The sequence below is a fragment of the Caulobacter sp. Root1472 genome (assembly GCF_001426985.1).
GTDB lineage: Bacteria > Pseudomonadota > Alphaproteobacteria > Caulobacterales > Caulobacteraceae > Caulobacter > Caulobacter rhizosphaerae.
Genome location: NZ_LMFX01000032.1, coordinates 22,466 through 34,385, shown reverse-complemented (window position 1 = coordinate 34,385; position 11,920 = coordinate 22,466). Strand labels below are relative to the sequence as shown.

Below are 11,920 nucleotides of genomic sequence, written 5' to 3'. Positions count from 1 at the left end.
GGCTCGGCCTACCAGGTGTGGGTCAACGGCGTGGAGGCCGGCTATTCGGAAGACTCCAAGCTGCCCAGCGAGTTCGACGTCACCAAGCTGCTGAAGCCCGGCCAGCCCAACATCGTCGCCATCCAGGTCCACCGCTGGTCGGATGGCTCCTACCTGGAGGACCAGGACTTCTGGCGGGTCTCGGGCATCGAGCGCTCGGTCTATCTGAAGGCCGTGCCCAAGGCCGCGGCCAGCGACCTGTTCGTCCATGCCGGCCTGGACAAGGCCTATCGCGACGGGGTGCTGTCGACCGACGTGGCCCTGGCGGCCCGCGACAAGCCGGTCACCGTGCGCATGACCCTGCTGGACGGCGACAAGACCGTCCTGACCAAGGAAGCCAAGGTCGCGGCCGGCGCGGCCAAGGCCCAGACCCTGTCGGCCAGCGTGCCGGGGGTGAAGGCCTGGACGGCCGAGACGCCCAACCTCTACACCCTGCTGGTCGAGGTGCTGGACACAAAGGGCCAGGTGATCCAGGCCACGCCGCAGCGCATCGGTTTCCGCACCGTGGAGATCAGGAACGGCCGGGTGGCGGTCAACGGCAAGCCGATCGTCATCCGCGGCGTCAATCGCCACGAGCACGATCCGGAGACCTTCCACGTGATCTCCGAGGCCTCGATGCGCCGCGATATCGAGCTGATGAAGCGCAACAACATCAACGCCGTGCGCACCTCGCACTATCCCAACGCCGAGCTGTGGTACGCCCTGGCCGACGAGTACGGCCTCTATGTCATGGACGAGGCCGATATCGAGAGCCACGCCTACATGGACTACGCCAACAAGCATCCGGAGCTGCGGCCCAAGCTGCAGATCGGCTTCGACCCGGCCTGGGAGCAGGCCCATGTCAGCCGCGTCATGAACATGGTCGAGCGCGACAAGAACCACCCGTCGGTGATCTTCTGGTCACTGGGCAACGAGGCCGGCATCGGACCTAACTTCGAGAAGGCCGCCGCGGCGGCCCGCAAGCGCGATCCCAGCCGCCTGATCTCATACCTGGGCTGGGGCACCCTGGACTGGGAGCACGAGCCCAACGCCTTCGTCGACATCTATGCCCCCATGTACGACGACATCGAGAAGATGGTCGACTGGGCCAAGGATCCGACCCGCACCCAGCCGATGATCCAGTGCGAATATTCGCACATGCAGGGCAATTCGGGCGGCAACTTCAAGGACTACTGGGACACCATCTACCAGTACGACAAGCTGCAAGGCGGCTTCATCTGGGACTGGGTGGACCAGTCGATGTACCGCTACACCAAGGACGGCCGGCGCTATTGGGGCGACGGCGGCGAATACGGACCCAATCCCGGCGGCGACGTCGAGTTCGGCGACGGCCTCAACCAGCCGGACCGCACGCCCAACCCGCACCTCTACGAGGTGCAGAAGGTGCTTTCCCCGATCCAGTTCGGCGCCTTCGACCCGGCGACCGGCAAGGTGACGGTGACCAACCGCCACGACTTCCGGGACCTGTCGGGTTTCGACTTCGACTGGACGCTGGAGGAGAACGGCGTGGCGATCGCCTCGGGCCAGTTGCCGGCCTTGAAGACCGCCGCGCGGGGCGTGGAGGACGTCGTCCTGCCGCTGCCGAAGATCCCGGCTAAGCCCGGCGCGGAGTACTTCGTCACCGTGCGCGCGAAGGCCAAGGCCGGCGCCGTGCCGTTGACCCCGGCCGGCTACACGGTCGGCTGGGAGCAGTTCGCCGTCTCGGCGACGCCGGCTCCGGCCGTCGCCCGCTCGGGCGCGGTGTCGCTGGCCGAGACTGGCGCGGCGATCACCGCCTCGGCCGCCGGCGCCACCCTGACCATCGACAAGACCACCGGCCTGGTCGAGGCCTACGCCAAGGACGGCCTCGTCCTGGCCAAGGGCGGCCAGCCCAACTTCTTCCGCGCCGAGACCGACAACGACACCTTGAACGGCATCGTCTCCCAGCAACGGCCCTGGCAGGCGATGACCCAGGTCCGCCAACTGCGCGGCCTGACCTCGCGCAAGACCGACGCCGGGGTCGAGATCGTCGTCGACTACGCCCTGGGGGCCGGGGCGGCGCGGTTCGTCACGACCTACACGATGGCCGGGGACGGCTCCGTCGCCGTCGCCGGCGAGCTGACCCCGTTGAAGGACGACCTGCCGCCGCCGGTGCGGGTGGGCCTGTGGTTCACCGCGCCGACCAGCCTGAAGACCGTCGAGTGGTACGGCCGCGGCCCGCACGAGACCTATGTCGACCGCTACACCTCGGCCCCGATCGGCCTGTGGCGCGGGGCGATCGCCGAGCAGAACCACGACTACATGCGGCCCCAGGACACCGGCAACAAGATCGACGTCCGCTGGATGGAACTGAGCGGCGGCGGCGCGGGCCTGAAGGTCACAGGCGAAAAGCCGCTGATGATGAACGCCCTGGCCTTCCCCTACCAGGACCTCTACCGCCGCGCGCCGGGGGCGTGGAAGTCCACCGACATTGTCCCGCACGGCGAGGTCACTCTGCTGGTCGACTCGGCCCAGTGGGGCGTGGGCGGCGACACGGCCTGGAACCATGTCGGCCTGCCGCACATGAAGTACCGCACCCGGCTGGAGCCGACCCGCGTCGCCTTCCGCCTGGAGCCCTTCAGCGGCGAGGGGACGCAAGCGGACAAGGCGCGTCCGGCCCGGGCCACCGAGGTCCAGTGATGAGGGCGGTCGGCGGCCAGGCTCGGCCGTCGACCGCTCAGCTTTCGGTGTAGCGAAGCAACAGCCAGTCGCGGCCGGTCAGCAGTCGCGCCAGCGCCTCAGCGGCTTTCGGCGGAGCGCCGGCATAGAGGGCCGCGAGTTCCTCGCCGAGCGCGCGCGCCCTTTCCTGCGGCAAGGCCGCCGGACGCCGGAACCCCAGCATTCGGGCGCCGATTCCGAACAGCGAAAGGTCGTATTCGTCCTCCAGCCGGCTGGCCAGGACGTAGGTCTGCATGGGATCGAGGTCGGCGCTGAAATAGCCGTTGGGAAAGGCGGCGATCGCCTGGGCGGCCGTTCCCACCGGCACGACCTGGAACAGGACCTCCTTTTCCTGCGCGATCCGCAGCGCCGCTTCGGGGGCCTGGTTGATCGTGACCAGGTCGTTGCCGTCGCCCGAGGTTTCCCAGTCCAGCACGCCGGCCACGTGCTCGAGTCGGATCCCGCGCGCCCGCTCCAGAAGATTGGCCAGGCGAATGGGGAACTCGGCCGGGGTGCTGAGATAGCCCCGGTGTTCGCCGTTCTCGAAGGCCTCGGCCCCGAGCCCGGACAGGTCGTGGCCCTCGATGTCGTCCAGCCCATGATGGTCCGTCGCGTGGCCGGACGTGTACGAGGCCTGGCCCAGGTCGTCGAGCGAGGCGAGCACGCGCTGGCCAGGATGTTCGGCCTGCAGGCGGGCGTGCAGGGCCAGCAGCTCGGCGAACGATCCCAGGTTCCGGGCCGACAGGCCGTCGCACAGCAACGAACCGAAGGTTCTGGGCCTGGCTTGCGTGAACGGGACGAGCTTCAGCGGCTGGCCGGGAGGGGATCCGAACATGACGCATGACCGCGCCGCGCCGGGGGATTGTCAATCCGCGGCGCCGCTTCCGCCCGCACCAGCATCCTTCGTTATATGTATATCGTATAAGATATTTGACATAAATAATATTATCATGCCTTCCTGCTGCCGAAAGCGCGCCTGTGGGAGGCGCGATCGTTCTGGAGGGGATTTTCCATGCGCAGCAGATTGGCGCGCCTTGACCTCCTGGCGGGCGCCGCGACTGTCGCGGTCCTGTCAGTCGTCGCAGGGGCTCCGGCCGCCTTCGCCCAGCAGGTCGCCACGGCCGAAGAGCCGGCGACGCTGGACGCGGTGGTGGTGACCGGATCGCGGATCAAGCGACCCAACCTGGTCTCGGCCAGCCCGATGACCGTCGTCGGCGACGACGAGATCAAGTACCAGGGCGCCACCTCGATCGAGAGCGTGCTGAACCGCCTGCCCCAGTTCACCGCCGATTCCAACGAGAACGGCTCGAACGGTTCGGACGGCACGGCCCGGGTGAACCTGCGCAACATGGGCTCCAGCCGCGTGCTGGTGCTGGTCGACGGCCAGCGGATGCTGCCGGCCGAGACCGCCGACGTGAACTTCATCCCCAGCGCCCTGGTGGAGCGGGTGGACGTGGTGACCGGCGGCGCCTCGGCGGTCTACGGCTCCGACGCCGTGTCCGGCGTCGTCAACTTCATCCTCAAGAAAGACCTCAACGGTCTGCGGCTGGACGCCCAGTACGGCATCGCCCAGCACCGCAACGACAACGACTATCCCCGGTCCCTGATCACCGCGGCGGGCTACAAGCTGCCGGAGCGGTCGGTCACCGACGGGGCGCGGACCGACATCAACCTGGCCTTCGGCGTGAACACGCCGGACGGCAAGGGCAATGTCAGCTTCTATGTCGGCTATCGCGAACTCAAGCCGGTCACCCAGGACACCCGCGACTACTCGGCCTGCGGCCTGAACCTGGCCGGGGACGGCAACAACGCCCTGGTCTGCGGCGGCTCCAGCAACAACGAGTACGGCCTGTTCACCCTGCTCAGCGGCCCCAACGCCGGACAGACGCTGAACAACACCAAGGACGGCAACAAGACCTGGGTCCCGTACAACAGCTCATTCCTCTACAACTACGCGCCCACCAACTACATCCAGCGCTCGGACAGCCGCTACACGGCCGGCGCCTTCGGACACTACGAGATCAGCAAGGCCGCCGACGTCTACGGCAGCTTCATGTTCATGGACGACCACACCTTCTCGCAGGCGGCGCCGTCCGCCCTGTTCCAGGGAACGACGTTCAAGATCAACTGCAACAATCCGCTGATGTCGGCCTCCCAGGCCGCGACGCTGTGCGGTTCGGCCGCCGGCACGGACGTCAGCCAGGACACCTTCATCGGCTACCGGCTGACCGGGCCGGGCAGCTCGCCGCGCCGCGACGACCTGCGCCACACCGACTATCGGATCAACCTGGGCTCGCGCGGCGAGATCGCGCCGGGCTGGAGCTACGACGCCGGCTTCCTCTACTCCCAGGTCGTGCTCGACGAGAGCTACAAGAACAATGTCGACAACGCCAAGGCCACCAAGGCCCTGCAGGTGGTCAGCGTCAACGGGACGCCGACCTGCAAGTCGGTGGTCGACGGCACCGATCCGAACTGCGTGCCGATCGACGTCTTCAAGTACCAGGGCCTCAGCGCGGCGGCCTACAAGTACCTCTACGCCCCGACCTACACCCACGGCGTCCAGCGCGAGAAGGTGCTGAGCGCGAACGTGAACGGTGACCTGGGCCAGTACGGGCTCAAGAGCCCGTGGGCCGACGACGGCGCGGCTGTGGCCCTGGGCGTCGAGCATCGCCGCGAGGAGCTGAAGTTCGAGGCCGACGCCCTGGCCCAGGCGGGCGGGACCAAGGAGAACAACGGGGCGTTCAGCGTCACCGAAGCCTATGGCGAAATGGACCTGCCGCTGGTCCAGGACGCGCCGTTCATCAAGAGCCTGTCGGTCAACGCCGGCTATCGGACCTCCAAGTACGACTATCTCGACAAGCGGGTCTCGACCTACAAGGTCGAGCTGCAGTACGCCCCGAGCTCCGACATCCGGTTCCGCGCCAGCTACAACCGCGCGGTGCGGGCGGCCAATATCAGCGAGCTGTTCGCGCCTCAGGGCCTGGGCAATGTCGCGGCGGTGGACCCCTGCGCTGGGGCCACGCCGACGGCGTCGGCCGCGGCCTGCGCCCTGACCGGCGTCACCGCCGCCCAGTACGGCAAGATCCCGGAATGCCCGGCCGAGACCTGCGTCACCCAGGGCGGCGGCAATCCCGACCTGAAGCCGGAAGTGGCCGACACCCGCACCGCCGGCGTCGTCCTGACCCCGCGCTTCCTGCCCGGCTTCTCGATGTCGCTCGACTATTTCGACATCTATGTCGACCAGTACATCGGCTCGGTCGACGCCCCGACCGTGATCAATCAGTGCGTCCAGACCAGCAATCCGTACTTCTGCAGCCTGTTCCACCGCGACCCGGCCTCGGGCGTGCTGTTCGGCGATCGCGGCTACATCGTCGCCACCAACCAGAACACCGGCTTCCTGCAGACCTCGGGCCTGGACGTGACCGGCAACTATCGCTTCGACCTGTCGGCCCTGACCAAGGGCGGCGACTGGGGCTCGCTCGACTTCAGCTTCGTGGGCACCTACCTCAACAGCCGCAAGATCGAGCAGCTGCCGGGCCTGGGCGCCTATAACTGCAAGGGCCTGTTCGGTCCGACCTGCGGCCAGCCCAACCCGGCCTGGCGCCACCAGCTGCGCACGACCTGGAGCCTGCCGTGGATCCCGGCCACGGTCTCGGTCAACTGGCGCTATTTCGGCGGGACCAACCTGTCCAGCAACGACAGCAACCCGTTCCTGCAGGGCGACCACGTCGAGATCAACCGCAAGATCAAGGCCTACAGCTACGTCGACCTGGCGGCCAACTGGAAGGTGCGCGAACAACTGTCCCTGCGGGCCGGCATGAACAACGCCTTCGACAAGGATCCGCCGGTGATCGCCGCGGGCCTGCTCAGCTCCTTCGGCAACGGCAACACCTATCCGGGCGTCTACGACCCGATGGGCCGGACCCTGTTCGTCGGCCTGACGATGGATTTCTGAGGCCTTCAACATCTCCCGGGGATCGGCGGCGGTAGTCGCGGGTCCCCGGGCCATCCTCCCCTAGGTGAACTCAACAGCCACCGCGCCCAGCGCCGGTGGCTGTCTTTTTGTGTGGAGGATGGTTTGCAGCGCCTCCCGCGTGGGGACACGCCGCAAGGGCGTGTCCCCAGTGGTGCGCTTATCCTCGGAATATCGGCGATGAACCCCACGACCGATGCGGCTTTCAGGGGGGACGAGCGGGGCGCCGGCGCTTCGCAACCCTTCCCATATGCTCAGCGGGTTTCCGCGTGAGGACGAGAGATCGTGCCCGCCAACACTTGCCCCCACCTGGCGGCTTCGCCGCCTGTCCGCCCCCATAGGGGGCGGAGCCTTCGCGCTAGAGGCTCTTCCCCCTCTGGGGGAAGACGGTCGCGAAGCGGTCCGTAGGGGGCAAGTGACTATTCGCCAAAAACGCCGGCCGCTCAGACGGCGTCGCGTCCAGGGCTGGGGACAGGCGCATGCGCCTGTCCCCGTCGGCGCGCGCTCAGCCGACCTTCGTCGCGGTGTCCACCGGCGCATGGTGGTCGGTCTCGTCCGAGCCGTGCGACCACCTCTTGAGGACCGGGGCCAGGGCCAGGAAGGCCAGGCCGATGGCCATGGCGATCCCGCCGATCCAGTTGAACACCACCAGCGACCGGGCCAGGGCCGCGGCCGGGTCCAGCACCTGGCCGCCCACGGTCTCGGTGGCCGTCAGGCCGGCGATGAAGCCGCCGACCTTGCCGGCGATCGACACGGCCATGAACCAGACCGCCATGACGAACGACACCATCGCCGCCGGCGACAGCTTGGTCATCTGCGACAGGCCGACGGGCGACAGGCACAGCTCGCCGGTGGTGTGCAGCAGGTACATCAGCAGCAGGAAGACCAGCGGCATGCGGAAGGCGCCGTCGACCAGGTGCGCGCCCAGCTGCAGCAGCAGGAAGCCCGCCCCGACCTGCAGCAGGGCCAGGCCGAACTTGACGACCGGATTGGGGTCCTTGCCGTGCTGGCCCAGCCAGGTCCACAGGAAGGCGAAGACCGGGGCGAAGATCAGCAGCCAGCCCGAGCCCAGGGCCTGGGTCTGGGCGGCGTTGAAGCTGGTGTTGATCCAGAAGGTCGAGGCCCGGTCGATCCCCGCCGCCGCCAGCTGTTCGGGCGCAGCCAGGGTGATCGCGCCGTTCAGCCACCGCACCGGCCTGGCGACCAGGTCCAGGTCGACATTGGTGGCCGCGAACAGGTTCAACGACGAGCCGGCCTGGTCGAACAGGGTCCAGAACACCACCGCGCCGAAGATCAGGAACACCGCCAGGCCCAGGCGCTCCCGCTCGACCTTGTCGCACCTGGCGATCATGAACCACAGGATGTAGCCCAGCGAGGCCAGCATGCCGGCGATCAGGGTCCAGTTGACCATCACCGTGTAGCGGACCAGCAGGCCCACCGCCCCGACGCCGACCAGGGACAGGCCGTAGATCACGCCCTCGCGGTTCAGCGGGCCCAGCAGCGGCTTGTCCAACTGCCGGGGGACCGGCGGCTCGCCCTTGCCGCGCAGCAGCGGCTTGCCCAGCACGAACACCACGAAGCCGGCGACCATGCCCAGGCCGGCCAGGCCGAAGCCCGCCCACCAGCCGACGGTCACCCCCAGGAAACCGCAGAGGATCGAGGCCCAGAACGAGCCGAGATTGATGCCGTAGTAATAGAGGGTGAAGCCGGGATCCCGCCGGCGATCGCCCGCCGGATAGAGCTGGCCGACGATAGTCGAGATGTTGGGCTTGAGGAAGCCGACGCCGACGATGATCAGGGCCAGGGCGAACCAGAAGACGTTCAGATACAGCGGGTCCCGGCCCGTCACGCCCAGCTGGTACTGGCCCTTGGCCAGGACGGCGGGGATCGGGGCGCCGGCCGGCAGGCCCTGCACGGCGAAGTCGCCGGACTTGGAGGCGGCGACGGCGTAGGGCTTGGCCTCGACGATCAGCTTCGAGACCCGGCCTTCGCCGCGGCCTTCGGAGACGAAGTCGTAGGTGTGGCCGCCATAGGTCAGGGTCTGGGTGGCCGGCGCGCCCTCGATGGCCATGGTCAGGTGGCCGGCGATCAGCAGCACGGCGCCGAAGATCACCGCCTTGCGGGCCCCCAGATAGCGGTCCGCCAGGAAGCCGCCGATCAGCGGCAGCAGATAGACCAGCGAGGTGTACGACCCGTAGTGGGCGCTGGCCGTCTTCGGGTCGAACAGGAAGTGCTGGGTCAGATAGAAGATCAGGATGCTGCGCATGCCGTAATAGGAAAAGCGCTCCCACATCTCGGCGAAGAACAGCACCAGCAGCCCCCGGGGGTGATCCCGCAGCAGCTGGATCAGCACCGGGACGCCGGTCAGGATCGTGACCAGGACGCCCATGACGATGACGATGTTCATGGATGGGCCCTGCGCTGTTCGATCCTGGTCATGTCGCCTGGTCCTCGCCGATCAGTTCGGGGTCAGCTCGATCGTGCTTGGCCCATCCTTCAGGGGCAGGGTGTAGGCCCCCCGCTCGAAGGCCGCCCCGGTCGGGCGATAGGGACGGCCGCCCTTGGTGGTGGCCTCGACCAGCAGCCGGGCGGCCGGCGTGGCGGCGTCCCGCGCCGCCAGGGTCAGGGTCAGCTTGCCCGTGGCCGGCGTATAGGCGGCGGCGTCGATCTTGCCGGCCTCCAGGGTCAGCCAGGCGCCGATCGGGGCCACGAACAGCCGCGTCCGCGCCCCGTCCCTGGGCTCGATCCGCACAACGCCGTCGGCCTGGCTGACATTGCCGCCAAAGCCCAGCCAGCCGAACGTCGGATCGTTGACCAGGTAGGTCGCCGCCGCATAGGCATGGCCGAAGAAGCCCATGCCGTAGTCGCCGCTGTAGGGGTCCCAGGACATCATGTCCGGGGCCGAATGGAAGGCCGCCGACGAGAAGCCTTCCCGGTCGATATTGGTGACGCCGCCCATCAGGCCGCCATAAGCCACCCGCAGCAGGTGCAGGTCGCCGGGATCGGCGCGGTAGGCGTCGAACAGCGGCACGGCGTTCAGGGTCGAGCCGTAGTGGTGGATCTGCCGCTCGATGCGCGGGACCTTGCCGCCGTAGAGGAAGTCCCAATAGCGCCGGGCGTTGCCGTTGTAGCCCCAGCTGGGAATCGTCGGGTCGTAGGCGAGGATCACCTCGCGGGTTTCGTCGGCCTGCTTCTGGTGGCCGAAGAAGCGCATCCAGGCATAGACCTCGGCCTGGCCCGTGGAATCCCAGGCCATTTCGCTGCCGAACGGATAGGGCAGGGTCTTCCAGTGGTCGGCCCGGCCCTTCATCAGGGTCTCGAGCTCGTCGGCCTTGGCGGTCATGCCCTCGCGGCGGAGATCCTTCAGGATGTCGACGAAGACGTCGCCCTCCATCTGGCCGAACTGGGCGTAGTAGGGGGCGTCGCGCATCATCGCCACGGCGGTCGTCTGGGCGTGGTCCAGATACCAGCGCCAGTCGTGGGTCTTGACCAGGCCGTCGTGGTTGCGGGCCAGGCGATAGAGCACCCAGTGGCCGATGGCGACGTGCGGATAGTTGTAGGACCGGCCCAGGTCGCCGGCGTCCTTCTTCGACCACGAGGTCCAGGACTTCCAGTTGGTCTTGGGGTCGTAATAGGTCGGGAATTCGTCGGGAGCATAGTAGAACAGGCTCTTCTTGACCGCGCCGGCGTGCTCGCCCTCGGCCACCTGCAGCCCGCCGACGATGGTCTCGTTGACCACCCGCTCCAGCTTGGCCACCTCGCCGGCGTCGGGGTTGTCCAGCTGCTTCATGATCGCCGCGACCCAGCTGCCCGCGCCGCCTTCGTCGCTCATGCCCGAGATCCACACCCGCGGATCCTGGGTGACGATCTTGTCGGCCTGGCGGTCGTAGGTGAGGATGCCGGGCGACCGCTTGAACGGGTCCGACGAATCTTCGAACCACTGCTTGGTCGTCGAGAACCGGCCGAGGTCCGCCATGGTCTGGTCGAGCGGCTTGGTGATGAAGTAGGAGACGGTCTGGACCGTGTCGTCGGCATAGGTGATCGACAGGGTGGCGCGGCCCCAGCCGGAGGCGCGGACGGCGTAGCGCGACCATCCCGAACCGGACTTGACCGGCGTGGCGGTCAGCGCCCCGGCCGGATAGCTCTCGATCTTGGCCATCGGCTTGGGCGACTTCAGGAACAGGGTGGCGTCCTGGTCGGTGGGCACGACATAGCCGGGGACGCCCACGGCGACCGGGCGGCCGTTGGCGACCAGGGTGTCCTCGATCGCGCGGATCGACGGCGAGGTGACCAGGCGCACGCCGATCGTGCGGCTGGCCCCGGGGGCGAGGGAGAAGCTGGTGGGCGTGTTCCACTGTTCGCCGGCGGTCTTCCAGTCCTGCTCGGCGAAGCCCTTGCTGGCCACCGTCCAGTCGTAGAAGCCTTCCGAGGTCTGGCCCCGCTCGCTGCGGTCGGTGAAGATGTCGCCGGGCTTGGCGCCGCGGCCGGCCTGCTGGATGGGTCGATAGGCTTCCAGCGGCGTGGCCTTCTCCGGCAGGACCAGCAGGGCGGGACCCTTGCCGTTCAGGCGGGTCACCTGCAGGTAGCCGGCGTCGCGGCCGATATAGGGATCGACGAAGCTGGCCTGGGCGTGGGCCTCTTCCAGCGAGCGGTCGGTGATGATGTTGTCGAACACCATCGGCAGGCCCACGCCGCCGACCTCGACAGCCTGCTTGGACGTGTTGGTCAGGACGAAGCGCAGGGCCAGGGCTCCGCCTTCGGCGACCCAGCGGCGCTCGACGCGGAGGGGGGATTCCGCGCCCAGCGACGCGGTGATGTCGGCCGCCGCCAGGGTCGCGCCGCCGGCCGGCAGGCGGCGGATGGGCTTGCGCTGATGGGCCGAGCTGAAGTCGCGCCAAGCCCCGCCCTCGGTGCGCAGGCGCAGGTGGATGTCGCCGACATGCACGTAGCCGTCGCCCTGGCGCTCGGCTTCCCGCGCGCCAGGGACGAAGTCGAAACCGGCGTCGGCGGTCGGCGACAGCCGCGCCAGGGTCTGGGTGTCGGTGCGCAGGTCGAGCCGGAACTGGGCGGTGCGATAGGTCGTCCGGGCGATCGGCGCGAAGACCTTCTTGGCCGGCGCCGGAGCGGGCGCGGACTCCTCGGCGCGGGCCAGGCTGGTCGCGCTCAGGCCCAGCGGCGTGGTGGTCAGCAGCAGGACCGTCAAGGCCAGCGGGCGAAGGTTCGTCATCGGAG

General features: G+C 68.3%; 5 protein-coding genes. 2 read left to right on the top strand and 3 right to left on the bottom strand.

What is annotated here, in order from left to right; translation table 11 throughout:
• Positions 1–2,697 (top strand): glycoside hydrolase family 2 TIM barrel-domain containing protein (locus ASD47_RS18825; RefSeq protein WP_056759835.1); only part of this gene is annotated, 2,697 nt, incomplete at its 5' end.
• Between the two features lie 37 nt (positions 2,698–2,734).
• Here the strand turns inward: ASD47_RS18825 and ASD47_RS18820 are convergent.
• Positions 2,735–3,550 carry a hypothetical protein gene (locus ASD47_RS18820; RefSeq protein ID WP_056759829.1) on the bottom strand — a complete coding sequence of 272 codons (816 nt, stop codon included), beginning with the start codon at positions 3,548–3,550 and terminating at the stop codon, positions 2,735–2,737.
• A 177-nt stretch (positions 3,551–3,727) separates the two neighbouring features.
• On the opposite strand from ASD47_RS18820, the gene ASD47_RS18815 reads away from it, so the two are divergent.
• Entirely contained in the window at positions 3,728–6,670 is a 2,943-nt protein-coding gene (locus ASD47_RS18815) for a TonB-dependent receptor domain-containing protein (protein ID WP_056759828.1), read from the top strand.
• Between the two features lie 523 nt (positions 6,671–7,193).
• On the opposite strand, the gene ASD47_RS18810 is transcribed toward ASD47_RS18815, so the two are convergent.
• Together ASD47_RS18810 and ASD47_RS18805 are read right to left on the bottom strand one after the other, a co-directional pair.
• Complete coding sequence (locus tag ASD47_RS18810) at positions 7,194–9,095, bottom strand: peptide MFS transporter (RefSeq protein WP_056759827.1); 1,902 nt, start codon at positions 9,093–9,095, stop codon at positions 7,194–7,196.
• A 51-nt stretch (positions 9,096–9,146) separates the two neighbouring features.
• A complete protein-coding gene (locus ASD47_RS18805; RefSeq protein WP_056759826.1) occupies positions 9,147–11,915 on the bottom strand; it encodes a DUF5695 domain-containing protein in 2,769 nt (922 codons plus the stop codon).
• Positions 11,916–11,920 lie beyond the last annotated feature (5 nt).

Coding starts and splice junctions, on each gene's coding strand:
- ASD47_RS18810 (WP_056759827.1), bottom strand. CDS start 9,095: ATGAACATCGTCATCGTCATGGGCGTCCTGGTCACGATCCTGACCGGC.
- ASD47_RS18805 (WP_056759826.1), bottom strand. CDS start 11,915: ATGACGAACCTTCGCCCGCTGGCCTTGACGGTCCTGCTGCTGACCACC.
- ASD47_RS18820 (WP_056759829.1), bottom strand. CDS start 3,550: ATGTTCGGATCCCCTCCCGGCCAGCCGCTGAAGCTCGTCCCGTTCACG.
- ASD47_RS18815 (WP_056759828.1), top strand. CDS start 3,728: ATGCGCAGCAGATTGGCGCGCCTTGACCTCCTGGCGGGCGCCGCGACT.